The sequence below is a fragment of the Niallia sp. FSL W8-1348 genome, assembly GCF_038006745.1.
Lineage (GTDB): Bacteria > Bacillota > Bacilli > Bacillales > Cytobacillaceae > Niallia > Niallia alba.
Map to the genome: position 1 here is coordinate 2916703 of NZ_JBBOVV010000001.1, position 25011 is coordinate 2941713.

25 protein-coding genes and 3 pseudogenes are annotated in these 25011 nt (G+C 34.1%); 16 read left to right on the top strand and 12 right to left on the bottom strand.

Going from position 1 to position 25011, the window contains the following annotated elements:
• Positions 1 to 61 precede the first annotated feature (61 nt).
• Entirely contained in the window at positions 62 to 412 is a 351-nt protein-coding gene (locus NST60_RS13940; protein ID WP_341099857.1) for a DUF3139 domain-containing protein, read from the top strand.
• A 527-nt stretch (positions 413 to 939) separates the two neighbouring features.
• Positions 940 to 1299, top strand: coding sequence for a magnesium chelatase domain-containing protein (locus NST60_RS13945; protein ID WP_341099052.1), 360 nt, complete (start codon positions 940 to 942; stop codon positions 1297 to 1299).
• A gap of 121 nt (positions 1300 to 1420) precedes the next feature.
• On the opposite strand, the gene NST60_RS13950 is transcribed toward NST60_RS13945, so the two are convergent.
• The 3 genes from NST60_RS13950 to NST60_RS13960 form a co-directional block, all read right to left on the bottom strand.
• Positions 1421 to 2578, bottom strand: coding sequence for a peptidoglycan recognition protein family protein (locus tag NST60_RS13950; RefSeq protein WP_341099053.1), 1158 nt, complete (start codon positions 2576 to 2578; stop codon positions 1421 to 1423).
• 376 nt (positions 2579 to 2954) lie between these two features.
• On the bottom strand, positions 2955 to 4070 hold the full coding sequence (locus NST60_RS13955; RefSeq protein ID WP_341099054.1) for an IS4 family transposase: 1116 nt from the start codon (positions 4068 to 4070) through the stop codon (positions 2955 to 2957).
• 179 nt (positions 4071 to 4249) lie between these two features.
• Complete coding sequence (locus NST60_RS13960; RefSeq protein WP_341099055.1) at positions 4250 to 5329, bottom strand: glycosyl hydrolase family 28-related protein; 1080 nt, start codon at positions 5327 to 5329, stop codon at positions 4250 to 4252.
• A 116-nt stretch (positions 5330 to 5445) separates the two neighbouring features.
• On the opposite strand from NST60_RS13960, the gene NST60_RS13965 reads away from it, so the two are divergent.
• The gene (locus tag NST60_RS13965) at positions 5446 to 6711 is read left to right on the top strand and encodes a hypothetical protein (protein ID WP_341099057.1); all 1266 of its coding nucleotides are present in this window, start codon (positions 5446 to 5448) and stop codon (positions 6709 to 6711) included.
• Positions 6712 to 6753: 42 nt separating this feature from the next.
• Here NST60_RS13965 and NST60_RS13970 read toward each other — a convergent pair whose 3' ends face one another.
• Both NST60_RS13970 and NST60_RS13975 read right to left on the bottom strand, forming a co-directional pair.
• A complete protein-coding gene (locus NST60_RS13970; RefSeq protein ID WP_341099059.1) occupies positions 6754 to 6978 on the bottom strand; it encodes a hypothetical protein in 225 nt (74 codons plus the stop codon).
• A 931-nt stretch (positions 6979 to 7909) separates the two neighbouring features.
• Positions 7910 to 8491, bottom strand: a complete 582-nt coding sequence (locus NST60_RS13975) for a hypothetical protein (protein WP_341099061.1) — start codon at positions 8489 to 8491, stop codon at positions 7910 to 7912.
• A 176-nt stretch (positions 8492 to 8667) separates the two neighbouring features.
• Between NST60_RS13975 and NST60_RS13980 the strand changes: the two genes are divergently transcribed.
• From NST60_RS13980 to NST60_RS13990, 3 genes are all read left to right on the top strand, one after another.
• The gene (locus NST60_RS13980) at positions 8668 to 9783 is read left to right on the top strand and encodes an IS4 family transposase (RefSeq protein ID WP_341099859.1); all 1116 of its coding nucleotides are present in this window, start codon (positions 8668 to 8670) and stop codon (positions 9781 to 9783) included.
• Between the two features lie 234 nt (positions 9784 to 10017).
• Positions 10018 to 10368 (top strand): DUF3139 domain-containing protein, encoded by a 351-nt coding sequence (locus NST60_RS13985; RefSeq protein ID WP_328021174.1) that lies wholly within the window; start codon positions 10018 to 10020, stop codon positions 10366 to 10368.
• A 157-nt stretch (positions 10369 to 10525) separates the two neighbouring features.
• Positions 10526 to 10651, top strand: coding sequence for a hypothetical protein (locus tag NST60_RS13990; RefSeq protein ID WP_328021090.1), 126 nt, complete (start codon positions 10526 to 10528; stop codon positions 10649 to 10651).
• Between the two features lie 754 nt (positions 10652 to 11405).
• On the opposite strand, the gene NST60_RS13995 is transcribed toward NST60_RS13990, so the two are convergent.
• From NST60_RS13995 to NST60_RS26805, 4 genes are all read right to left on the bottom strand, one after another.
• Positions 11406 to 11732, bottom strand: a complete 327-nt coding sequence (locus tag NST60_RS13995; RefSeq protein ID WP_169189520.1) for a hypothetical protein — start codon at positions 11730 to 11732, stop codon at positions 11406 to 11408.
• Positions 11733 to 11931: 199 nt separating this feature from the next.
• Positions 11932 to 12789: an IS3 family transposase gene (locus NST60_RS14000; RefSeq protein ID WP_016205485.1), complete on the bottom strand. Its 858-nt coding sequence runs from the start codon at positions 12787 to 12789 to the stop codon at positions 11932 to 11934.
• Positions 12789 to 13097 (bottom strand): helix-turn-helix domain-containing protein, encoded by a 309-nt coding sequence (locus tag NST60_RS14005; RefSeq protein WP_016205486.1) that lies wholly within the window; start codon positions 13095 to 13097, stop codon positions 12789 to 12791. The genes NST60_RS14000 and NST60_RS14005 overlap by 1 nt, the downstream gene beginning before the upstream one ends.
• 745 nt (positions 13098 to 13842) lie before the next feature.
• Positions 13843 to 14112, bottom strand: a complete 270-nt coding sequence (locus NST60_RS26805) for a helix-turn-helix domain-containing protein (protein WP_445304398.1) — start codon at positions 14110 to 14112, stop codon at positions 13843 to 13845.
• Positions 14113 to 14264: 152 nt separating this feature from the next.
• Here NST60_RS26805 and NST60_RS14010 point away from each other — a divergent pair, with 152 nt between their 5' ends.
• The 7 genes and pseudogenes from NST60_RS14010 to NST60_RS14040 all read left to right on the top strand — a co-directional run bounded on the left by NST60_RS14010 (position 14265) and on the right by NST60_RS14040 (position 18733).
• A complete protein-coding gene (locus tag NST60_RS14010; RefSeq protein ID WP_235252859.1) occupies positions 14265 to 14411 on the top strand; it encodes a hypothetical protein in 147 nt (48 codons plus the stop codon).
• A gap of 447 nt (positions 14412 to 14858) precedes the next feature.
• Positions 14859 to 15662, top strand: a pseudogene (gene istA, locus NST60_RS14015) (IS21 family transposase); the annotation flags it as partial.
• 138 nt (positions 15663 to 15800) lie between these two features.
• Entirely contained in the window at positions 15801 to 17039 is a 1239-nt protein-coding gene (istA, locus tag NST60_RS14020) for an IS21 family transposase (RefSeq protein ID WP_341099065.1), read from the top strand.
• Positions 17009 to 17362, top strand: coding sequence for a hypothetical protein (locus NST60_RS14025; protein WP_341099066.1), 354 nt, complete (start codon positions 17009 to 17011; stop codon positions 17360 to 17362). The genes istA (NST60_RS14020) and NST60_RS14025 overlap by 31 nt, the downstream gene beginning before the upstream one ends.
• A gap of 2 nt (positions 17363 to 17364) precedes the next feature.
• Entirely contained in the window at positions 17365 to 18129 is a 765-nt protein-coding gene (istB, locus tag NST60_RS14030) for an IS21-like element helper ATPase IstB (protein ID WP_025909801.1), read from the top strand.
• A 36-nt stretch (positions 18130 to 18165) separates the two neighbouring features.
• Positions 18166 to 18429 (top strand): annotated as a pseudogene (locus NST60_RS14035) (IS21 family transposase); the annotation flags it as partial.
• A 157-nt stretch (positions 18430 to 18586) separates the two neighbouring features.
• Positions 18587 to 18733 carry a hypothetical protein gene (locus NST60_RS14040; protein WP_235252859.1) on the top strand — a complete coding sequence of 49 codons (147 nt, stop codon included), beginning with the start codon at positions 18587 to 18589 and terminating at the stop codon, positions 18731 to 18733.
• 105 nt (positions 18734 to 18838) lie between these two features.
• Here the strand turns inward: NST60_RS14040 and NST60_RS14045 are convergent.
• The 3 genes and pseudogenes from NST60_RS14045 to NST60_RS14055 all read right to left on the bottom strand — a co-directional run.
• Positions 18839 to 19009: pseudogene (locus NST60_RS14045) on the bottom strand (ATP-binding protein); the annotation flags it as partial.
• Positions 19010 to 19370: 361 nt separating this feature from the next.
• Entirely contained in the window at positions 19371 to 19640 is a 270-nt protein-coding gene (locus NST60_RS14050; protein WP_040343434.1) for a helix-turn-helix domain-containing protein, read from the bottom strand.
• Between the two features lie 150 nt (positions 19641 to 19790).
• Complete coding sequence (locus tag NST60_RS14055; protein WP_016203276.1) at positions 19791 to 20249, bottom strand: competence protein ComK; 459 nt, start codon at positions 20247 to 20249, stop codon at positions 19791 to 19793.
• An 886-nt stretch (positions 20250 to 21135) separates the two neighbouring features.
• Here NST60_RS14055 and NST60_RS14060 point away from each other — a divergent pair.
• The 3 genes from NST60_RS14060 (at position 21136) to NST60_RS14070 (ending at position 25007) form a co-directional block, all read left to right on the top strand.
• On the top strand, positions 21136 to 22032 hold the full coding sequence (locus tag NST60_RS14060) for an HNH endonuclease (protein WP_169189325.1): 897 nt from the start codon (positions 21136 to 21138) through the stop codon (positions 22030 to 22032).
• A 349-nt stretch (positions 22033 to 22381) separates the two neighbouring features.
• A complete protein-coding gene (gene grpE / locus NST60_RS14065) occupies positions 22382 to 23287 on the top strand; it encodes a nucleotide exchange factor GrpE (protein WP_328021081.1) in 906 nt (301 codons plus the stop codon).
• Positions 23288 to 23345: 58 nt separating this feature from the next.
• On the top strand, positions 23346 to 25007 hold the full coding sequence (locus NST60_RS14070; RefSeq protein WP_328021079.1) for an Hsp70 family protein: 1662 nt from the start codon (positions 23346 to 23348) through the stop codon (positions 25005 to 25007).
• The last annotated feature ends 4 nt before the right edge of the window (positions 25008 to 25011 follow it).

A 25011-nucleotide genomic window follows, 5' to 3' on the forward strand; every position in this document is an offset into this window, starting at 1 on the left:
AATTAGAATAACATAAAATCCCATTAATTGGAATATATCAGGAGGTTATTTTTTGAAAAATGTGAAAAAAACAACTATTTTCACTGTATTAATTTCTTTTATTGTAATTCTCTTAGTCTCTCTATATTTTTTCAACAGTTTCTCAAACAAAAAAAATCAGGTTAGACTCTCTCTAGAAGATCATTTATATGAAAATATGGATTATTCCAAGGATGATATTAAAAGCATTGATATTAATAACGCTATGTTCGGTTTTCATGCAGTTGTAATTTTCAATGATGAAAGTGATATAGCATATACATACATGTATAGTCCTGAAAATAAGACCGTTTATCAACATTCTGTAAATAAAATTAATGGAGATGATGCTTCTGATACCGAGCTTAAACATTTAGAAGAGGAACCAAAATAAATAACTCTTGGTCACTGTGACGCCCCAAAATTTGTCGAAGATTGATAGAGAATTAGATTGTGTGAATGTGACGAACTGAAATAGCAACTGAATGTTGTGAGGATGGTTGGTTGTTGCGCTTTTTTCCGTTTAGGAAAGGAGGAGATGATCATAGAAACATTTCTTGAATTTCTTCATGTATGGTGCACAGTGACGCCTCGAATAATCTTGTTTCACAGGAAAGTTTCACGGACGTTTTTTTGTGATGGTTATAGATATTGTTAAAGAAGAAGTACAGCAAATGTATTGTTTTCTTCTTTCTTTTTATTTTCATTTTGGCAGGAAATTTGATTATTTTGTAGAATATTGGAGTGGTAGATTATATCTTTCCCTCTGTTAGTTGTTTAGTTGTTCTTGTACTAAAAAGAATTCCTTCTATTTTAACCTCGATTGATTTATCTTCCTATTTTAATCTTTCTTGAATTGTTTCTTTCCCGGTTAATTTTCATTCATCGTACTATAAAAATAAATAGTTTGGAGGGAGTTGTATGACTTCAAAAGTTTCAAGTATTGGTTTGAAAGGTTTGGAGGGCTATTGTGTTCAGGTGGAGGTGCGGATATCGCAGGACACGGAGTCTATGGTGATTGTTGGGTTGCCTGATGCTTCTGTTAAGGAGTCTCGAGAGAGGGTGTTGGCGTCGATTGCTCATTTTGATTTGGATGTGACGGATAAGAAGGTAGTTGTGAATCTATCTCCGCCTGATCAAAAGAAAAATGGTTCACTGTTTGATCTAGCTATCGCAATTGCTGCTTTGAAGGAACTGGGGGAGGTGAAGCGTGAGATTTCAATAGATACAGCATTTATTGGGGCGTTATCCCTTGATGGTTCGGTACTAAAGATTGGTTAGTTAGTGCTACTACCAATACAATTGTTCTAATAAGTGTAAATTTGTCCATAACATAATCCTCCTAAAAATTTAATAAATAAAAAATCCCCAACTTAATAAACAGAAGGGGAGTGATAACATATTATTTGGTTACAATTTTAGCTCCGGTAGAAGTTGCTCCATAGATATTCACTTTACCAAAGTCACCGGATTTAATTGTATATACGTTAGCTTGAGGCGTACCAAGAATTTCATATTCTAACCCACCGAACTTTTTAGGGTTGAGAAATCCTTTTTCATTTCCCTTAGTTGGAGCTTTGTCTAAAGGATATACTCTCCATGAATCAGAAGTTTTAGGGAGTTGAATATATTTCTTCTTAGGTGTCTCTTTTTTAGTTTCAGTTTTCTTAGTCGTAGTAGTAGATGCCTTTGTTGTTTCACCTTCAACTTTTACATACTCAGAAGCAGCAGTTATGTAATAAACTGTCCCTTTAGAATTCTTAATTTTATACATGTAAGTACCATCAACTTTAACCTTATCTACAATAGTAGGGAAGCCAACACCATAAGCTACAGTACCAACTTTATACTTCTTATCCCAAGATGCTTTAGAGTAGAAATTCAAGCCTTCTGAGCCCTTATAAATACTTTCTACTCGTTTACCAACATAAGACTCGTCAGTAGCTTTAGAAGGTTTAGTAACAATCTCTGATTTTACTTCTTCTTTAACAGGTTCTACAACTTTCACTTCTTCACCATTTAATTTACTTTTCACATCATTCTTGAACTTAGTGTATTTTGACGAATCAGACACCCATGGAGCAGGGCAGTTTTTACCTGTAATATCATAATGTCTATACACATCTTTTAATGGATCAAGATTGTATTGTTTACAAAGTGAAGCAACGATATCTACAGAACGCTTTACTGTTTCACTATGAATTGTTCCATCTTTCTCTACACACATTTCAATTCCGATAGTATTCAGGTTAGCGTTACCACCTACATAATAACTAGCTGTAGCTTTCAATTTTGTTATTTTAGTAGATTTTTCATTCGCATGATAAGCTACTTCATTTAAAGGTACGATTAAGGTTGCTGAGTCACTATCAATAAAGATATGAGCTCCAGCATACCTAGAACCTCCTCCATCAGTGCCGTCAAAGAAAGATTGGTGGGCTGTATCTGAAGCTCCTGGGTTAGCAGTCCAATGCATTACGATACCTTTAACACCTAAAAGTTTAAGTCCTGGACGAGAGTATTTATTCTTTTGTACAAAGTCCTCATTCCAAATCGCCATATAAAATTCCTCCTAAATTTAATTTACACACAAAAAAGAGCCTCTGATTTCAGAGACTCTCATGGATTTGTAATATTTTATTGTATAATATTAATAGAAATCCTCTCAGTTATTAAACTGAATTTGTCCGATAACTATAACTCCTATTAATATTATAAAAAGACCTAATATAATAAGCCTATCTCTCACTAAATAATCCCCCAAGTTTTTATTTAATTATATTTCATCACTAGTGTTGCATAAATAGTGTCATAATTTTCAGTTTACTCACCTTCCCTGTTTAGAGGCAAAAAAGTAAATACCCAATCAAAGGTGGCCCCATCCATTTGGAAATTTATTTACAATTAGACTTTTGCAACGACGACAATTTGCATATTTAAGGGATGGCTTTTCCTTCAATCTTTCGAAGCCAAACATTCGCTGGTTTCCACAATGCAGCCCTTAGATAACGGCTAATCTGTAAGGTTTTTCGCTTGCTTCTGGTCTCGATTTGCACGAGAACATGTAGGCAAAAAACAATTAGTGCGATAAATACTTGATTTTGAATCGCCCATTCGCTTTGACCGTAGAACTTTTTGATGCTGAGATGTTGTTTGATCCATTTAAAAAACAGCTCAATTGCCCACCGTGATTTATACATTTCTGAAATTTCTTCGGCGCTTAAATCAAAACGATTTGTAATTAAAGGAAGTTCATTTCCTTTTGAGTCAATCACTTTTAGAAGCCGAAAGTAATTTTCAGCACGGTTTTGAGTCGTACCTATCAACACCATTTGGTCTGATAAAACAGCTGTATCCTTGGGTAGCTTAAAATCGTAAACGTTCCGTATGACTGCATTTTTGCGTAGCCGTGAAAGAAAGAAGTAGCCATCATCAGTCATGCGATCAAAGCGCTCGTAGTCTAGATAACCACGGTCAAACACATACATGCATTCCTTGTCATCCACCATGATTTCAAGCTGACCACGGTCATGTTCTTTTGCCGTTGTCATAACGGCCTTTTCAGGATAGGATATACCCTTTTCCATAAACACAAGGCGCAAATGTAACTTTACACCTGCTTTTGTTTTGCGGAATTTAGCCCATTTATGATTGGTCAAATTAAGTGGCAATGTGCTTGAATCAATGATTTTTAACGGCATCACGAGTTTCGTGTAATGCGTTTTGGCATGAATTTGTGACACTAAATCAAGGAAAAGCCTTTGAAATAGATCAGGGTTTATGCCGTTTAACCGCCGTGACAACTGAGAAATACTAATAGAATCAAGGTCTATCCCTTTTTGAAGCTGGTCATCGAAAAGACAATCACCCAGCGCATGCAGACTTTCAATTTCTTGTAGCTGCGCAAAAAGTAGTAATTTTAGAAATGACTCTGTCGTTAATTTTTTCGTATAGTAATCTAATTTCATCGTTTTCACGTTTTCTTCAAATAATTGAAGATTTATAGGTGAAAACCATTGTCCAAATGAAGTTTTTCGTGTAATCTTGTCCATGTGATGGTCCTTTTTTAGTGGATTTGGACGGGTTACCACCTGACTAATCCATTATAAAGGACTTTTTCTTTGCACAAAATAATAAAATGGAACATTTTGAGTATTTTTAATAGTGAATTTAAATTAATGCAACACTAGTGATATTTCATAATTCAATAGATTGGTAGCTTTTACGAAGATTATTCATTAAGAAAGTTATTTTGCTCATGATTTACTGTTTTGCTAATTCTTTTATTATTAAAGGTTGAATTGGTTACATAAGCATGTCCCCCAACAGGTAAATCTGTATTATAAATAGCAAGGTCACTATAATCGGCGCTAGATTCATTAAATAGTGAATTTTTAATAGTGACTACGCCATTAGATAATACTGCTATATCAGCAGTAGGACTACCTTTGTATTTAACTCCACCATTGTTTTCAAATACACTTCCTATAACCCATACTTCTGCATAGTCCTCTACATGAACCGCCTGCCCAATAATATTTGTGAATTTAGAGTTTTTGATTGTGATATTTTTAGCTTTTTTAGCAACTCCTACTCCAAAACCAGCCCATTCTGATTTACTTATATTATTATCAAAAATACAATTTTCAATTATCCAGTTATCGCTCGGGGTGTTTATTTCTATACCATCATATAATATATTGTGAAATTTACTATCAAGGATTCTTACATTATTACTTGCCTCATTGTTTGATAAAATCCCATAACCACTTTCAGTAAATTCTGCTTGTTTAATAATCAGTCCAGAGGTTTTATTAAACATCTGGATAGCTTGGAGAACACAGCGGAATTTAGTTTGATGAATTGAAATATTATCTCCTAGTATATTGATACCTATATTAGATATTATCGATAAATTTTGAACAGTTTGATTACCACTCAATGAAAAAATCTCCTGATCTTCACCATCTTGACGCGTTATTGTTGTGTTTTCTGAATTTGCACCGTACAAGGATACGTTTTTTGGTACATTTATTTTTTTACTCACTATATATGTACCATTATCAAAATAAACTGTGCCACCGCCTAATTTATTAGCTGTTGAAATTGCTTCAGATATCGCTTGTGTATCATCTTTTTTACCGTCCCCATATGCACCATGATCCTTTGCATTTATTGCTCCCGGAGGAGGGGCGGCTATTTCAAACGGTAGTTCATAATTAGGATCATTTCTACTTTGAAAATAAATGACCGCAGCAATAATAAATAATATTAAAATGGAAAGAAACAAAAAAGTCTTTTTGCTTAGCACATATATTCACCACCTTCTTAATTACCTATTATATTACTATTTTACAAATATTCGCTATTGCGAATAAGAAATAAATGATATAATACATTATAATTAAAAATTAGGAGTTGTATTTATTGATTATAGGCACTAAACTTGGAAAATCATGGGTTGTTTATTTGTTTCTAACATACATACTCATTTATTCCATAGGCACAAAAGTAATTGAGATAGGTCTAGGTAAAATCGGATTTGCGGCAATACCATATGTAAGAGCACTTATTGTTGCTTCTACTTTATTTGGAATTTTCATGTTCATGTTAATTAAATTTATCAATAGAAATTTTGAAATTCCTAAGAAGGATCTAATAATTGTCTCATTAATTTTGTATTATATAATTTTAACCGCTTGTATTGGTCTTTATTTAGGGAATTCGTTACTGTACATTCTCTCTGATATGGCATATGTAATACTAGGCTTGATGATATACATCGTCACAAGAATAGGTAAAGTATATATTGAGATTAATATGAATACTTTGAATAAAATCATGTTAATAACTGGATTATGTTTACTAATAGTTAAATTTATGGGAGTAAACTCTTTATTAGTATCTATATTTTTTATTCATGCTGCTTTACTAACATATGCAGTTTTTATATTTAGTTTTAAATCTATACTTATTAATATTATACCTTTACTTGTTCTTTTACCTTCTTTAAATAGAACAGCTTTTTTAACTTTAATAATATTAATTGGATTCACTACCTTTTTAATGTTACTTAAAGGAAAGGTTAAGCAAGCTTTTATAATTATTTTTATAACATCATTTGTTATTTTATTTGCCTCAATTGGATTTTCATATGTCATAAATAATTTGGTGCAAATTTCACAGTGGGAATTCATGTCAACGCCACTCGGACGAAGAATATACAATACTTTAATAGTATTTGCCGATAATTCTGTTTCAAAAGATATAAGTATTCAACAAAGGTTGTTTGAAGTTAAAGCTGTATTAGATTCATTAGGGAACAACCCTTTGAAATGGATTTTTGGTGTTGGTTTAGGCGGTACACTAGATATGTCCACTTCACTTGATACTTCTGTTCAATCCGCAGCTCTACTTGGAGAAGCAGATGTGCATAATGTACATATCCTACCTGCAGCAACGGTGTTCAGATTTGGATTGGTCGGCTTACTGGTTGTAACGGCAATATTCTTTAACATTATAAAAACTCTATTTAAGACCAAAGATCCAACTGCCTTTGTTTTTGCGTTTGCAGGATTCGCAATAATTATTTTCAGTTTATCAGCATCAAGTTTTATGATTACAGAGCCAATACTTTGGTTATCCCTTGCGGTTATTAAGAACACAATGTATCGAAACACAGCTCCTTTATAGAGCTGTGTTTTTATTTGAGTTTTCATAGAAAAAAAGTTTTGATTATCTACCGTCAAAGACATAACCTGAAATAAATTGAAGTCTTCGATTTGAAACAGTAGGAGTGATTGCCGATGCGTTCGCACCTGTTAAAACCACTTTAACTACGTGCTTCCCATAACCACGATTGTAATAATCGTTTGTTCGTAATGGAAATACATCTAACGAATAAACGTAATTTCCTGTATTGTACAAATCTAAACCTGTGTAAATTTTTTGTCCATCCAAATAAACATCGATAGTTCCTGCAGCGGTTCTACTACCAAGTAGTAATTGACACCCAGTACCCTCAAACTCGTATACTAATGAATCTCCTACTATATCAGTGTGTTTGGTAAATGGTTGTTGATAAATCCATGCTTCATCGTTCCAAGTGTCTAGAACTCATGGTCACAGTGACGACCCGAAATATGTCGAAGATTGATAGAGAATTAGACTGAGTGAATGATAAACTGAAATAGTTGAGTATTGCGAATAGACTGAGCCGGCAGTGCGGAGTTTTGAGCCACTATTTGCGGACATCTGAGCCAGTAAGTGCGGGGAAAAAGCCACTTTTTTGGTCACTTTTTCATGTCTACTAATAGGGGCTCGCTGCACTGTGACCTAGAATTTAACACATCAACCTTTCAAAACTCATGGTCACAGTGACGCCCCGAAGTTTGTCGAAGATTGATAGAGAATTAGATTGAGTGAATGATAAACTGAAATAGTTGAGTATTGCGAATAGACTGAGCCGGCAGTGCGGAGTTTTGAGCCACTATTTGCGGACATCTGAGCCAGTAAGTGCGGGGAAAAAGCCACTTTTTTGGTCACTTTTTCATGTCTACTAATAGGGGCTCGCTGCACTGTGACCTAGAATTTAACACATCAACCTTTCAATAAAGCTAAAAAGGGATAGATACACATTCACTAAGTAAGAAATGTACCTATCCCTTTTTCTATTTACATACAAAACTATCAATATTATAATACTAGTATCGCTAGAGTGATAAATTGGTTACTCAGTATACCCAATACCTAGTAATCCTTACAAAGTGTTGGCACACCTTGTAAGACTACTACGATATTTTATTTATACTTCTTGATTCTCACTAGACTACTGTCAAATGCTTGTTTAAATTCTAGAACACGCTTACTTAATTTATGTTTGATAACATCATTATAATTTAGCGTTTACAATAAATTTACTACTATCAATAATATAGGTCGGAGAAACATAAGTTTGATTATTATCCCCTAAACCAAATTTGTATTTTGCACCAAAATAATATGACTGAAATACGAATTTTGAGCAATAATTCACATCAATTTTATGTGTTGCAGAAGTTATAGAATAGCTTTTTACTTTATTTAAGTTATTTTTAGCCCAAGTTCCTGCCAAAAAACGATTTCCTGATGAGGTGTTTGGTCTATAAACACCAACAGTATTATTATTGAACCGGTCAACAAAGTTACTAATTGAACTTACTTGAGTAACATCAGACCATTTTACAACATCATAGACTTTATAATCTGGCCCTACAATACCAACATGTCCAACATAATATGTATCCCATCCTGAAAACATTTTTGTCCCAATTATATCACCTACTTGCACAGTTGTGCTTGTACCTGGATACTTAGGAGCTCCACTACCTGTATTACTATCAGCAAAAGTACTAAAATCATCCGCATAAGAAGAGAATGGAAAAAGTAATATAATTATAAAAGCAAAAAAGAATCCTAGAAATATTTTTTTCATTAATAACCTCCTATTATATTATTATAGTATCTTTAATCACTAGTGTTGCGTTAATTTAATTTAACTATTAAAAATACTTGAAATGTTCAATTTTATCATTTTATGCAAAGAAAAAGTCCTTTATAATGGATAAGTTAGGTGGTAACCCGTCCAAATCCACTAAAAAGGACTATCGCATGGACAAGATTACACGAAAAACTTCATTTGGACAATGGTTTTCACCAATAAATCTTCAATTATTTGAAGAAAACGTGAAAACGTTGAAATTAGATTTCTATACGAAAAAACTAACGACAGAGTCATTTCTAAAATTATTACTTTTTGCGCAGCTAGAAGAAGTCGAAAGTCTGCATGCGCTGAGCGATTGTCTTTTCGATGATCAACTGCAAAAGGGCATTGATCTTGATTCTATCAGTATTTCCCAACTCTCACGCCGTTTAAATGGCATGAATCCAGACTTATTCCAAAAGCTTTTCCTTGATTTAGTTTCACAAATTCATGCCAAAACGCACAACACGAAACTTGTGATGCCATTAAAAATCATTGATTCAAGCACATTGCCTCTCAATTTGACTAATCATAAATGGGCAAAATTCCGCAAAACAAAAGCGGGTGTTAAATTGCACTTACGCCTTGTGTTTATGGAAAAAGGTATATCCTATCCCGAAAAGGCCATTATGACAACGGCCAAAGAACATGACCGCGGTCAGCTTGAAGTAATGGTTGATGACAAGGAATGTATGTATGTGTTTGACCGTGGTTACTTAGACTACGAACGCTTTGATCGGATGACAGATGACGGCTACTTTTTCCTTTCTAGGCTGCGAAAAAACGCAGTCATACGGGAGGTTTACGATTTTAAACTACCCGAGAATACATCTGTTTTGTCGGATCAAATGGTGTTGATTGGTACGACGCAAAACCGTGCCGAAAATTACTTTCGTCTTCTAAAAGTGATTGATTCAAAAGGAAATGAGCTTCCTTTAATTACAAATCGTTTTGATTTAAGCGCCGAAGAAATTTCAGAAATGTATAAATCACGGTGGGCAATTGAGCTGTTTTTTAAATGGATCAAACAACATCTCAGCATCAAAAAGTTCTACGGTCAAAGCGAATGGGCAATTCAGAATCAAGTGTTTATCGCACTTATTGTTTTTTGCCTGCATGTTCTCGCACAAATCGAGACAAAAAGTAAACGAAAAACCCTACAAATTAGCCGATATTTACGGGCAGCTTTGTGGAAACCAGCACATATTTGGCTTCGAAAGATTGAAGGAAAAACCATTCCTTAATAAACAAATTGTCGTCGTCTCTTAAGTCTAATTGTAAAAAATTTCCAAATGGATGGATCCACCTTTAGTTGGGTATTTACTTTTTTGGCTCTTAACAGGGGGACATATTTAAACTGAATATTCTAACAACATTTATGCAACACTAGTGATCTTTAATATAAATACTATTATATAATTAGAATTACATAAAATCCCATTAATTGGAATATATCAGGAGGTTATTTTTTGAAAAATATGAAAAAAACAACTATTTTCACTGTATTAATTTCTTTTATTGTAATTCTCTTAGTCTCTCTATATTTTTTCAACAGTTTCTCAAACAAAAAAAATCAGGTTAGACTCTCTCTAGAAGATCATTTATATGAAAATATGGATTATTCCAAGGATGATATTAAAAGCATTGATATTAATAACGCTATGTTCGGTTTTCATGCAGTTGTAATTTTCAATGATGAAAGTGATATAGCATATACATACATGTATAGACCTGAAAATAAGACCGTTTATCAACATTCTGTAAATAAAATTAATGGAGATGATGCTTCTGATACCGAGCTTAAACATTTAGAAGAGGAACCAAAATAAATAATTTTAAACCCTTGGTCACAGTGACGGCTCGAAATTTGTCGAAGATTGATAGAGAGTTAGATTGTGTGAATGTGATAAACTGAAATAGCAACTGAATATTGTGAGGGTGGTTGGTTGTTGTGCTTCTTTCCGTTTAGGAAAGGAGGTGATAATCATGGAAACATTTCTTGAATTTCTTCGTGAAGTTCTGAAGGGGATTGTGCGTGAGATAAGCGCCTATTTCTTTCGGAAGAACAAAACTTATGGTCACAGTGACGCCCCAAAATTTGTCGAAGATTGATAGAAAATTAGATTGTGTGAGTGATAAACTGAAATAGTTGAGTATTGCGAACAGACTGAGCTGGCAGTGCGTATATTGCAGAAGAAAAGAGCCACTTTTTTTGAAGTACAGCAAGTGTATTGTTTTCTTCTTTCTTTTTATTTTCATTTTGGCAGGAAATTTGATTATTTTGTAGAATATTGGAGTGGTAGATTGTCTCTTCCTTTCCTCTGTTAGTTGTTCTTGTTCTAAAAAGATTTCCTTCTATATTAACCTCGATTGATTTATCTTCCTATTTTATTCTTTCTCGAATTGTTTCTTTCCCAGTGTGTTTTGATTCATCGTACTATAAAAATAAATAGTTTGGAGGGTTTTGTATGACCGTAAAGGTTTGAACTCATGGTCACAGTGACGACCCGAAATTTGTCGAAGATTGATAGGGAATTAGATTGTGTGAATGATAAACTTAAATAGCGATGATTATTGCAGATGAAATGAGCCACTTATGAGGAGTTTTGAGCCAGTCATTGCGGAGAAAAGAGCCGCCCTTTGCGGAAATTGCGAGCCATCACTTTAGGTCACGGTGCACCGAGATCTAAAAAGTAGACAATATAAATTCGGTTTAGTTTAATAAATCTAATTAGGTTAAGCAATAGAGCACTTTCTTAGTAAGGTCAGAAATGTACTCATTGGTGACAATTCATCACCCCTTTTATCTTCATAATTAGATTGAAAATCCCTTCCCTTGGCTCTTTTAGGTAGGGGATTTTTATGATTAAAATGGATTAATTCTTAGACGACATTCCAATTCGTATATTTCTCTATTTAATTTTCCAAGCTCATCTTTCAGTTCTATGTTTTCTTTTAATAATCTCTCTATTTGTTCCTTTTCATTTATGCCCTTTTCAAAAGCAGTCCCTTCCCACCTATAGTATTCTAGGAAATTATAAACGTCATCTTCGCCTACAAAGTATTGGCCGGTAGCTTCTTTTGAACCTTTAAGTATTCCCTCATCTAGCCATTGTCTTACCTTTTCTTTACTGCATTTTATTCCACATGAATGCATTAATGAAGTAGCTTCTTGCTCTGTTAAAATAGTCAATGTATCAATCCTCCGATATCTTAACTGTTCAAGTAATTTCCAATGTATGTAATGTCCTTTTCTTGTTGTTCTCTTATCATCTTGGCGAAGTGTCTCAGAACCCTGGGAGCCTGTCAAGGAAGGCACTTGACAAGCTCCCAGAATTCTGAGGTGTGGTCTGTAAGATGACAAGGAGAAAATATAGCCTGTGGCTCTCTGTTTAACTAGCCGCGACATATTGATTAGGTGTCTTATAGTTCAACGTACTTTGAATTCGTTTATGATTATAGTAATAGACAAAGTCATTAATAACCTTTATAGCTTCAATTTGATTATGAGCCACCTTTAGTTCTTCTAGGCATTCCGTCTTTAGATAGGAGAAGAAGCTTTCAATACAGGCATTATCAAAAGGATTGGCCTTTCTAGACATACTTGGCGTAAGTTGGTTTTTTGCCACTAATTGATGCCACTTGGTTGAACGATAGGTAAAACCTTGATCAGAATGAAGGATTAGTTTCTTGTTTTTATTTTTTCTCTTTTTCAATGCGTCTAGTAAGGAGGCCTTTACTAAATTAACGTCATGGATTTCAGCTATCGAATGCCCTAATACTCTATTATTGTGTAAATCTAGGATTGTAGACAAATATAGTTTTCCATTTCCATAGGAAATTTCGGTTACGTCAGTGACCCATTTCTCATTTATTCGTTTGGTAGAAAAGTCTCTTTGTAATATATTTTCATATATAAATCCTGCTGAGGCGACTTTATGCTGTTTAGTTCCTTTTTTCCATTTACGCGCCTTGCTTTTCAAACCTAACTCTTGCATTAGTCGGCGTACAACTTTCTCACTTGCGGGAATGTTATACTGGTTATTTAAAACAGCACGTATTTTTCTATAACCATACCTACTTTTATGTTCCTCGTAAATCAATTGAATATACTCCTTTAACTGTCTTTCTTTCTTTGATTCTCTTTTCTTTTTTTCTTTCTTTTTTTCATATTTATAGTAGCCGGCTCTTGAGATTTGTAGTTTTGCACAAATCTTCCCTATTGGATATTTCTTTTTTAGTTCGTCCACTACCTTGAATTTATACTTTTTCCCTCCTCGTTCAGAATTGCTAGATACTTTTTTAAAATTTCATTCTCCATTTCTAGTTCCTGTATTAATTGATCTTTATCCATTTGAGGTTGCTTTCTTCTTTTACGTTTCAATCCTACTTCACCATATGTTTTATATCTATTAATCCACACATAGATATAATCTGGGTCTGGAATTCCATAGTCAGAAGCAATAATTAATACGCTTTCTCCTGCCATTGCTCTTTCTACTGCCTCTAACTTCAACTCTGGTGAATACTTGTTATTTTTTCGTTTACTTGTAGACATGTATTATCGGCTCCTTTTACTATCTGTATGGTCACTTTTTCCCGAATTTATACATGTCTACTAATAGGGGCTCACTGCACGGTGACGCCCCGTTTCGTTCGCAATTTATGTGCTGATTGCATTCATAACTATAACATTTTTTTCCATTTGACATCCCACATTATTTCTGAAGTTGATTCTCCATTGATTTTGCCAGTTCATTTGGCTCTACTATTCTACTACATCAGCCAATAAAGTAATGTTTACAGCGACTGAAAATTAATTCCACTCACTTTTGCTGTTTCTGTTAAATCTACTAAAATACCATCTGCAATAGCATCTTCTCTTCTCATAGATATGATATTATCTAAAAAATATTTTCTAATTCAATTTTTCAGCCTTTCCATTAATTCTAGGTCACAGTTACGCCTCGAATAATCTTGTTTCACAGGAATGTTTCACGAGAGGTTTTGTGTGTGAATGCGGTTGGAATTTTTCAATGAAGAAGTATGATAGTTTTGTTAAGCAGTTCAGTTTTAAGGTGGAAAATCGCAAATGAAGTAAGCTTGGTCACTTCTATCCTAGAAGCTTAATAGAATTGTACGTCAGATGCTCATATTTAATTTATCAAAAAAGTTAGCAAATTGTAAACTTCTAGGGACAATTGTACTGTCCCTAGAAGAAAAAGTCATAATTCCTTTCCTAATAACTTCATATTTATTATAGAACTTAGTTAATTAGAAAATGAGGGAGTTAGTGTTCTACGTTATTTCTTTTCTAATATTATCAATTCCACTTCTTCCATCACTTCTTTAAAAAACGTGGTTGCATCAATGTGTAGGGCGTTACAAATAGCATGGAATAAACCTGCGCTTGGGTGCGATTTGCCGAGTTCGATATTGTTTATATGGTTGACACTTACCCCTGAATCTTCTGCAAGTTGCTGAATGCTTACATTTCTTATGTTTCTTTTATTTCGGATTTTTCTTCCGAATATTGATTTATAGATTTGGGTTTTATATAGCTCGTTGGACAATGGGAATTATTGGTCACAGTGACGGCCCGAAATTTGTCGAAGATTGATAGAGAGTTAGATTGTGTGAATGTGATAAACTGAAATAGCAACTGAATATTGTGAGGGTGGTTGGTTGTTGTGCTTCTTTCCGTTTAGGAAAGGAGGTGATAATCATGGAAACATTTCTTGAATTTCTTCGTGAAGTTCTGAAGGGGATTGTGCGTGAGATAAGCGCCTATTTCTTTCGGAAGAACATATTAGAAAACAAGAAAACCACCCTACGCCGTCGCAAGCAAAAGGGTGGTTCTCAACCAAAATAATATTTAATTGACAACCACACCCTGACGGTAGAGGTTGCAGAGAGAAGTGTTCGCGCACTTCTCTTTTTCATTATATACGTTTATTATATAGCTTATAACAATTGTTTTCAACTATGTGTCATGCTAAAGATTGAGTCAAGTTTTTGTGGGAGTTTTTTTAGCTCCCTTTTTTATGTAAGCGTCAAATAGACCCCACCTATGTTTTAGATGGGTAAGCGACAAATACTCCACACCTTCTAATAATTGCCGTGTTTTGTGATAATCACATTAACATCAATTGTTAGGAGGTTTTTTATGTCAGTAGATGAACGTAAACAAATTGTAACCGCTAGAATAAAATAGACAGTTTTCGCTAGAATCCCGTGAACACTTTCGCCAAACATATAGACAATCTAGTAAACTAGAATTATTCGTTTACTGGAGGTTAAAGACTTGGAGGGAAAGTTAGTGTTATATATTGAGATTCATCAACTATTTAAGCGTAAATTAAAGATTGCTCAAATTGCTAAACATTTAAAAATTAATCGGGGGACTGTCTATAAGTATTTAGGAATGTCTTTTGAAGAAGCACAGGAGTATTTAGGAAACCCACTTCAAAAGCCTAAAAAACTAGATCCCTATCGGGATTGGATTGTAGCTTGGTTAGAGGAGTACCCTCATTTAAGTGCTGCACAAATTCAAGATTGGCTATTAGAACGTCATCCCAATTTAGAGATTGGAGAAAGCACGGTACGTTCTTATGTAAAAGAAATTCGCGAAATATATCAGATTGAGAAAAAAGCCATTGTTAGACATTACGAGGCTGTACCTGAACAGCCGATGGCTAAGCAGCTACAAGTGGACTGGGGTGAAACAAAGCAGAAAACGATAAAGAAAAAAGAAGTTAAATTGTATTTCATCGCTTTTGTCTTGGCACATTCACGTTATAAATATATGGAGTGGCTAGACCGACCTTTTACAATAAAGGATGCCATTCGCTGTCACGAAAATGCATTTCGCTTTTTTGGTGGTTATACAGAGGAAATTGTTTATGATCAAGACCATTTACTTTCCGTTAGTGAAAATGCAGGAGATTTAATTTTAACGTCAGAATTTCAAGCATATATAAAAGAACGTAAGTTTCGCGTACACTTATGTCGAAAAGCCGATCCTGAGTCAAAAGGGATGATAGAAAACGTGGTGAAATACATAAAAGGTAATTTCGCAGATAGTCGCGTCTTTAAAGACATTGAGAGTTGGAATGTAAGTGCATTTGTGACTGCTAGAATAAAGTGTACAGTTTTTGCTTGATAAGATGAAACGCTTATTTACCCAAATATACCAGCAAAAAATATCAACCTATCACTGTAAAATAATCATAGTTCATACTTACAGTGGAGGTTAGCGAAGGTGGATAAGTGGGAAATGTACATGGAGATAAAGCAATTATTAAAGCAAGGATTTAGTCAGACAAAGATAGCTGAAAAGTTAGGGGTTTCTCGAACAACTGTTTACAGGCACTTAAAGAGATCTCCTTCGGAGATGGCGAAATGGGTTGATTCTCTTCAGTATAAAAAGAAAAAATTAGATCCATATAAAGAACTGATTTTATCTTGGTTGAGGATGCATCCGGATATGTCAGCAGCACAAGTTTATGATTGGCTTTTAGAGAAATATAAAGATCTAACTGTTGGAGAAAGTACAGTAAGAACATATGTAAAAGCATTAAGAGAAGAATACAAAATAAATAAGGAAACATCTCCTCGAATGTATGAGGCAATTCCTGATCCTCCAATGGGAGAACAAATGCAAGTAGATTTTGGTCATACGAGACAAAAAACTGTTGATAATAAGGAAGCCAAACTCAACTTTATAGCTTTTGTCTTATCACATTCTAGACAAAAGTATAAAGAGTGGTTGGATAGACCATTTACAACACGGGATGTTATACAAGCCCATGAGAACGCGTTTAAATGGTATGGAGGAATGACCAATGAGATCGTTTATGACCAAGATAGTTTAATTGTTGTTAGCGAAAATGGTGGAGATCTAATTTTAACTAAAGAATTTCAGCAGTATAGAGAATCCAGAGGAATAAACCTTCGGGTTTGTAGAAAAGCTGACCCTGAGAGTAAGGGAAGAATAGAAAATGTAGTTGGATTTATCAAACAAAACTATGCAAAACATAGAGTGTTTCATAACATCGACTCTTGGAATGAGCAAGGATGGGAATGGCTGAACAGAACGGGTAACTATAAAATACACAATACAACAAAAAAGAGACCATTCGAAGTGTTCCTCCTGGAAAAGCAACACTTAAAACCAGTCTCCCAAAATATAGATATTCAAAATAACTATGAGATAAGTATAGCAAGATGTGTTCATAAGGACAATACTATTCGTTACCAATCTAATCGGTACTCTCTTCCACTTGGAACTTATAACAAATATGAAAAAGTATGTATCAAGGAAACGGAGACTAAAGAATTAGTTATTTATATACCTGATACTGGCGAAATTATTGCAAAACATTCAATTCCCGAAGGGAAAGGGCTGTTAATAAAAGATAAAAAACATAGTAGGGATCGTACAAAGGTGTTGGAGCATTCATTAATACAGTGGCTGAGAGATTTGAAGATAAAGAACTAGCCTTTAAATATTTAGAGAAGGTTAGGGAAAAAAATCCTCGTTACATTAAAGACCAGTTGCAAATCATCTTGCGCGAAACAAAAGGTATCGATAACGAAGTACTGACTAAAGCGTTAGCAGAGTGTTTAAAAAGGAAATTATACAGTGCAACTGATTTTGGCGATATCATTGCATATGTGAAACGTCAGCGCCAGGTACATGAAACAGTTATTGATAAAAAGAAAGAAGTTAAGACTTTGAACAGGCTATCAGAATGGGTTTTAGAAACAGAAGCATACAAAAGAAAAGTAGATACTTACACGGTTTTAATGGAGGTTGAATAGCGATGAGCCAAATCCAACAATTACAAGACATAATGAAAGGGTTAAGACTCGTTGAAACTGCCAAGCATCTCCCCCATTTGATCAGAGAAGCTGAGCAAAAAGACCTTTCATTTACTCAATTCCTGTTAGATGTCACTTCTTATGAGCAAACTCGAAGAGAAGAAAAGCAACTAAACAACCGATTAAAGTGGGCAACTTTTCCTTTCAGCAAAACACTTGAGGAGTTTAATTTAAAAGAACAAAAGTCTTTAAGCAACAAACAACTAAATAGATTAAAAGATTTAACTTGGATAGAACAGCTGTACAATTTGATTTTATTAGGGCCACCAGGTGTAGGTAAAACTCACCTGGCCGTAGGCCTAGGAATAGAGGCTATTAACCAAGGGTATAAAGCGATATTCACATCAATGGGAGATTTAATTCATAACCTGAAAACAGAAGAAATCACACGAAAGTCAAAAGCAAGAATGAAAAGAATTAGAGAGGCTGATTTAGTCATAATAGATGACTTAATGTTTATGGCAATGGATCAACAAGAAGCTAATATGTTCTTTCATTTAATTAATGACTTGTATAATCAGTCTTCCATTATCTTGACCTCTAATAAGGCACCAAAAGAATGGGGAGAATTATTGGGTGATCAAGCTATAACAACAGCAATTCTAGATAGGATTCTTCACCGAGTAGAAATCATTCATTTAAATGAAGATAGTTATCGTATGAAGCATCGTTCTACCATATTTGGGGAACAAAGTGTTTCAAAATAACGAGCAAAAATTGTTTCATTCTACTTGACGGTCACAGCATTACAATGGTTAGATCGTACAGGTAATAAGAATGTACATAATACAACGAAAAAGAGACCAGTTGAAGTGTTTCTCGTCGAAAAGCAACACTTACAGCTAGTCTCCCCTATACTTTCATTAGAAAGTAACCATACAGTAATTATACCAAGGAACATAAATAAGGACAATACGATTCGCTTCAAGTCAAATCGTTATTCAGTTCCTGTTGGAACTTATGGGTCGCAACCAGACAATCAAGTGTACCTCAAAATAAAACAAGATACGTTGATGAACTCTTGGTCACAGTGACGGCCCGAAATTTGTCGAAGATTGATAGAGAGTTAGATTGTGTGAATGTGATAAACTGAAATAGCAACTGAATATTGTGAGGGTGGTTGGTTGTTGTGCTTCTTTCCGTTTAGGAAAGGAGGTGATAATCATGGAAACATTTCTTGAATTTCTTCGTGAAGTTCTGAAGGGGATTGTGCGTGAGATAAGCGCCTATTTCTTTCGGAAGAACATATTAGAAAACAAGAAAACCACCCTACGCCGTCGCAAGCAAAAGGGTGGTTCTCAACCAAAATAATATTTAATTGACAACCACACCCTGACGGTAGAGGTTGCAGTGTATTTGGCAATTAAAAAATGTACCAAATGGCAATTAAATATGCATGCCACTTGTCACTTCAAATTATTGATGCAATAAAGACTCTTTATAACGAAAACTATCTCCTTTAAAAACAAGTAAATGAGAATGGTGAATCAGGCGGTCAATGACAGCTTCTGTTAGAATCGGGTCGCCAAAAACATGATTCCATTGACCGAATTGAAGATTGGTTGTAATCACTATACTTCGGTTTTCATTAATTCTAGGTCACAGTTACGCCTCGAATAATCTTGTTTCACAGGAATGTTTCACGAGAGGTTTTGTGTGTGAATGCGGTTGGAATTTTTCAATGAAGAAGTATGATAGTTTTGTTAAGCAGTTCAGTTTTAAGGTGGAAAATCGCAAATGAAGTAAGCTTGGTCACTTCTATCCTAGAAGCTTAATAGAATTGTACGTTAGATGCTCATATTTAATTTATCAAAAAAGTTAGCAAATTGTAAACTTCTGGGGACAATTGTACTGTCCCCAGAAGAAAAAGTCATATTTCCTTTTCTAATAACTTCATATTTATTATAGAACTTAGTTGATTAGAAAATGAGGGAGTTAGTGTTCTACGTTATTCCTCTTCCAATATCAACAATTCCACTTCTTCCATCACTTCTTTAAAAAACGTGGTTGCATCAATGTGTAGGGCGTTACAAATAGCATGGAATAAACCTGCGCTTGGGTGTGATTTGCCAAGCTCAATATTGTTTATATGGTTGACACTTACCCCTGAATCTTCTGCAAGTTGCTGAATACTTACATTTCTTATGTTTCTTTTATTTCGGATCTTTCTTCCGAATATTGATTTATAGATTTGGGTTTTATATAGCTCGTTGGACAATGTTATCCCTCTTTTTTCCTCATTATCTAAAGAGGAAAAAGGAATGAACATAAACGATAATGTGTATTTTTCTATATTTTTACAAATTTCAAAAGAAAATTTTATTAGGAGTGTTTGAAGTTTAAATTACTTCTTTCCTTATCACTGTAATTACTCATTAAGTGCTTTTTGGCATAACCAGGTTCGATACATTTGTTTCTCCAAGATATGCAGGGATTCGTACATTTTTATTTCAATGCCATTTTTAAATTGGATAATAGAACGATAGGTGCCTTTTGTTGGTTTAATTTCTTCGACATGTTGGAAGAATATCCAACAGCAATGGGGTTGATTTGGAGAAGAAGTTGGAAAAGCATAGATGTTTTTAAGTGGATTAATTGGAATCGGAATTTTTTTATGAATGCCTGTTAAATAAGTCATTGAAATTCGCCGGCCATTATATTCTGCTCCTCCTTCTTTTGCTGCCAATTTAATTAATTCTAATGGAGTTTGTTTTACATAGAGTTCTCGCTGCCCCTCTAGTACGATTGTTTGATAGTCTAGCTGAAAAGCTGGTTTTAGTGCGTTTGTTTCTTCATTAACTTTGTACGTAGTAAGGATTTCTTTCATTTTAGCTGCTCCTTTTTAAGTGGATTGTTTAATTAATGGTGTGGTGTGTGGAGGAATGTTGTATTAACTTAATTGTGGGTTGGAAAGAGTCCATATTTCATTCCATGAATAGAGGGTGGGAAAATATGTGAGATGATGAGCAAATTATTATAAATGAAATGTATCGGAAAAGTTGTGGTACTACCTTTCTTTCAAGTTAACTATTATTATCATCCTTTTTTACTATTATCTATAAAAAATCTAAAATGAAAACCAACTATAATATGTGTTTATAGAATTTTCTATTATTTTGGGAATTTATTTGAGTATTGCGGACAGTTTGATGTTTGAGTGTATTGTAGAATTGGCAAATTCTCATTTAAAAGATTGGCTAAAAAAGAACAATCATGATGACAATTTACATCTCAGACTTAGAAATAAGCATTCTTTTCCATCTATATTTGCTATTTATCATGACAAAACAGAATAATTCTAGGTCACAGTTACTCCTCGAATAATCCTGTTTCACAGGAATATTTCACGGGAGGTTTAAGAGTTTGGTATCAGAGTATAAAAAGACAAAAAATACAATTTGTTTCTCTGAAAAAAAGAATGAACATAAACGATGATGTGTATTTTTACATGTTAATATTGGGAATGTTTGAAGTTTAAATCACTTATTTCCTATCATTGTAATCTACTCATTAAGCCCTTTTTTGCATAATCTGGTTCGATACATTGGTTTATTGCTACCCTCATCTAAAATCTAGATGGGATATTTTGCGTGGGAATTAAAAACTAGTTTCTATTATACTAATTTATGTAAATTAAATAGTAGAAATTAGTATTAAATAGAAAAAAATTCAAGTATAATAGGTATATTAATTTAGGTAAGGAGAACTAATTTATGGTGGTTTTTCGTTCTGTTGGTAAGGCGATTGGCACGGTTGGTGGAGGATTGCTGGGAGGCTCAGCTAAACTGATAGGGAAGACAGTTGGTACTAGATATCAAGGTACTGGTAAGTGGATAGAAGAAGTAGGAGATGGTATACAAAAAGCGTCTTATCGTGCTCTGGATAATGCAGGGGAATTTCTTGATGGTGCGGTAAAAGGTACATATGGTCTTATAAAAGATGATGACTATTATAAACAGGCGGGTTTGTCTCATATGAAAGATTCTGCTGATAGAACAATAAAGGGAATCGGTTCCGCTGTCACTTATACAGCAGCAAATGCAGGGCAAGCAATTAGAGGTTTTTCACAAGGGGATAAGGAGCAAGTGATTAATGGATTAAAAAATATCGGGAAGGTTGTCGCTGTATCAAGCCTTGCGATTGGTGTGTTAGATGTAATAGATGGGGCAGATGATGTAAATGCAGAAGAGTTACATACGAGAAATGATGGACTAAGTGGAAATATTCATCCAGATACTGGAGTTCCTTTTGCAGAGAAATATATAGATTTGCCAAACGGTCAAGTAGTTGAAGGTACTTTTCCTGTCTTTGATTCAGCATTTCACGTTGAATTAGCGGAGGAATTATATTTAGAAAGTGATGATGTTCAATTTGCTGTTGCCAATGAAAACTTGTATCAAGCTATACAGGCTGATCCTTCCTTAGCAAAGGAAATTGGATTATCTCAAACCGATATACACAGCTTAGCGAACGGGGAAACACCAGATAATTTTGTATGGCATCATAATGAAGAGCCAGGAGTCATTCAATTAGTAGATAAAGAGACTCATGAACAAACAGGGCATACAGGTGGAAGAGCTATTTGGGGTGGAGGAAGTGAGTATCGCTAAAATTATAAGTAGGATAGGATGAGCATCAATATGGTTACTAAGTGATTCAGAATGGCTATAAAAATTTTATTTTTAGCAAGTGAGATAGTAAACAGATTTTTATTAGACTTAGTTATAGTCTCATACAGCCTGAACACTTGAATTCTATTATATCTGTTGTTAACTTTTGATGGCTGACATGTGAATAATATAATGGCGTTTTTATGATTCACTTCTATGTACTCACTTTCAATAGTGTATTAATTAAGTATCGTAAAAATAAAGAAAACAGAGACCGATGCAGTCTTGTTTTGTAGAATTTTGTTGAGTTTATTTTAGGTTTCAATATGACAAAAAACGAGGTGAAAAGATGTTTAAAAAAAACAATGAGAAAAACGGAAATACAAATAATAAATTAGAAGATTATGTAAATATAGAAAGCGAAGATATTACTAGTAAAACATCCATAACAGAACAAGTATTTGATATCGAAAAAGTGGATGAGTCTTTTAAAGAAGAAAATAACATAAGTGATAGTTCGAATAGTATGAGTGAACCTGATTTTCTCAATAAAGCACATCATAATGATTTATTTATAGAAGATGTCATGAATCAAAATGATGAACACCTTTCAATCGATTCACAAATAATATCGAATGAAAATAATGAAAAGGATACTAAAAATCCGAATGCGATTGAGATGGAGACCGAAAGCGCTGGAGATTCTATTACAGCAGATATCTTGGGGAAAGTAGAAGGTATTGGTAGTTTACTAGAAAGTCAATATCATTCCTTAGATAAGAAATTAAATCAATTGTCTTATGAATTTGAACAAAAATTAAAACATGATGAACATAAAGAAAAAATAATTGATAAATTACATAATGAATTACAAGGATATAAAGATAATCTAATTCATGAGAGATTAATGCCGGTGATTATGGATTTAATATTGACGATAGATAGATCAATGAAATTAAAAAAATCCCTTGATTCTGGTGAAGAATATACTAAACACTTGAAGGCCATTGATGGAACCATAATGGATATAGAGGATATTTTATATACTCAGGGTGTAGAATCCTATGAATCTGAGGATAGTCAATTTCAAAAAATGGAGCAGAAAATTGTTCGAACTATTAAAACAAATGATTTATCGAAGGATAAGCAAATTGCAGAAGTATTAGGAAAAGGATACAAATGGGACGAAAGAATTATACGTAAAGAACAAGTTTCAGTATATGTTTATGAAGAAAAACAAGAAGATTTTAATTAATTCTTACAGTTTATAATAAACCATTTATATTATTGGAATCAGGAGAGGAAGAAGAAAAATGGCAAATTCAGCTACGAAGGTGTATGGAATAGACTTAGGGACTACATATTCTTGTATTGCTTATATGGATGAGCACAATAAACCTGTAGTTCTAACAAACTCGAATGGATATAGGACAACCCCTTCCGTTGTTTTCTTTGAAGATGAAGATGAGGCAACAAATATTGTTGTTGGTGACGCTGCGAAAGAAAGTGGCAAGTTATATCCAAATGATGTTGTTTCTTTTGTTAAGCGCCAAATGGGAACAGATTATGAGTTTTGGAATAAAAGTGAAAAATATCGTGCAGAAGAAATATCAGCTCTTATCTTGCGAAAGTTAGTGAAGGATGCAGAAGATAAGGTCGGAGAAGAAGTAAAAGATGCAGTAATCACTGTGCCAGCGTATTTTGGAATAAACGAAAGGGAAGCGACTAAAAAAGCTGGTGAAATTGCTGGATTAAATGTGATTGACATTATTAATGAACCAACAGCTGCTGCAATTGCTTATGGAGTATCACGGGATACATCCAAAAAGGTACTTGTCTATGACTTAGGTGGGGGTACATTTGATGTAACTTTAATTGATATTTCTCCAGAAGCGATTGAAGTTATCGTAACAGGTGGTGACCACAATTTAGGTGGGAAAAACTGGGATGATGCAATTATCAATTATCTAGTGGAGCAATATCATGAACAAACTGGTAATAATGACGATATTCTGGATGATGCTGAAACGGCAAAAGAATTAGAAGTCGGAGCAGAGAATGCAAAGAAAACACTTAGTGAACGAAAAAAAGCACCAATTTCATTTGTTCATGGAGCTGATCGTGTACGCGTGGAGTTAACAAGAGAAAAATTTGATAATCTAACGGAAGTATTGTTAGATCGTACAGTAGAGTTAACGAAATTAATGTTAGAAGAGGCGAAGAAGAAAGGAGAAGGAAAAGATCAATTTGATGAGATTATTCTCGTTGGAGGGTCGACCAGAATGCCTCAAATTGAAGCCCGCATTATTCAAGAATTCGGAAAACAACCGGTGAAATTTGATCCAGATGAAGCAGTTGCAAAAGGTGCAACCATATATGGAACAGAAAAATCCATTCGTGATTGGGTCCAAGCAAAACGTCTCGAGATTAGCACAGTTGAGGAAATTACAGAAGAGCAAGAAAAGGAAATTAAGGAAAAAGCACAGGAATTTTTCCGTTTATCGCCAAGTGAAGTGGAGAAAATTACTGAAACGGTCATTATTAACGTGACGAGTAAAAGCTTTGGAATTGTATCTATGGTTTCAACAGATGGAGAAAGAAGAGAAAAAATTGTCAATCTGGTAACAAAAAATGATACATTGCCTAAAATCATTACATCACGTTTTGGAACAGTCGAAGAAAATCAAGATGATGTGCTGTTACAAGTGTATGAAAATGAATTTTCTGATGAGATTATTGAAATTGAAGATGGAGTAAAGTTAGGTGAATCTATATTAACATTAATAAAAGGGTTGCCTGAAGACGCGCCATTAGATATTACTTTCATATTGAATGAAAATGGGCGATTAGATATTAAAGGTGTGGATGTAACAAGCGGTAATGAAGTTACTGCTACATTTGAAACTACTTCTGTAATTAGTGAAGAGCAAATGGTAGAAGCTACAGAAAAATCTAAATCATTATCGATATCTTAAGGAG

Bases quoted from the DNA above. Each gene is read 5' to 3' on its own strand.
- NST60_RS13945 (WP_341099052.1), top strand. From the start codon at position 940: ATGACTTCAAAAGTTTCAAGTATTGGTTTGAAAGGTTTGGAGGGCTAT.
- NST60_RS13950 (WP_341099053.1), bottom strand. From the start codon at position 2,578: ATGGCGATTTGGAATGAGGACTTTGTACAAAAGAATAAATACTCTCGT.
- NST60_RS13955 (WP_341099054.1), bottom strand. From the start codon at position 4,070: ATGGACAAGATTACACGAAAAACTTCATTTGGACAATGGTTTTCACCT.
- NST60_RS13975 (WP_341099061.1), bottom strand. From the start codon at position 8,491: ATGAAAAAAATATTTCTAGGATTCTTTTTTGCTTTTATAATTATATTA.
- NST60_RS13980 (WP_341099859.1), top strand. From the start codon at position 8,668: ATGGACAAGATTACACGAAAAACTTCATTTGGACAATGGTTTTCACCA.
- NST60_RS13985 (WP_328021174.1), top strand. From the start codon at position 10,018: ATGAAAAAAACAACTATTTTCACTGTATTAATTTCTTTTATTGTAATT.
- NST60_RS13990 (WP_328021090.1), top strand. From the start codon at position 10,526: ATGGAAACATTTCTTGAATTTCTTCGTGAAGTTCTGAAGGGGATTGTG.
- NST60_RS14005 (WP_016205486.1), bottom strand. From the start codon at position 13,097: ATGTCTACAAGTAAACGAAAAAATAACAAGTATTCACCAGAGTTGAAG.
- NST60_RS14010 (WP_235252859.1), top strand. From the start codon at position 14,265: ATGGAAACATTTCTTGAATTTCTTCGTGAAGTTCTGAAGGGGATTGTG.
- istB (WP_025909801.1), top strand. From the start codon at position 17,365: ATGAGCCAAATCCAACAATTACAAGACATAATGAAAGGGTTAAGACTC.
- NST60_RS14040 (WP_235252859.1), top strand. From the start codon at position 18,587: ATGGAAACATTTCTTGAATTTCTTCGTGAAGTTCTGAAGGGGATTGTG.
- NST60_RS14055 (WP_016203276.1), bottom strand. From the start codon at position 20,249: ATGAAAGAAATCCTTACTACGTACAAAGTTAATGAAGAAACAAACGCA.
- NST60_RS14060 (WP_169189325.1), top strand. From the start codon at position 21,136: ATGGTGGTTTTTCGTTCTGTTGGTAAGGCGATTGGCACGGTTGGTGGA.
- grpE (WP_328021081.1), top strand. From the start codon at position 22,382: ATGTTTAAAAAAAACAATGAGAAAAACGGAAATACAAATAATAAATTA.
- NST60_RS14070 (WP_328021079.1), top strand. From the start codon at position 23,346: ATGGCAAATTCAGCTACGAAGGTGTATGGAATAGACTTAGGGACTACA.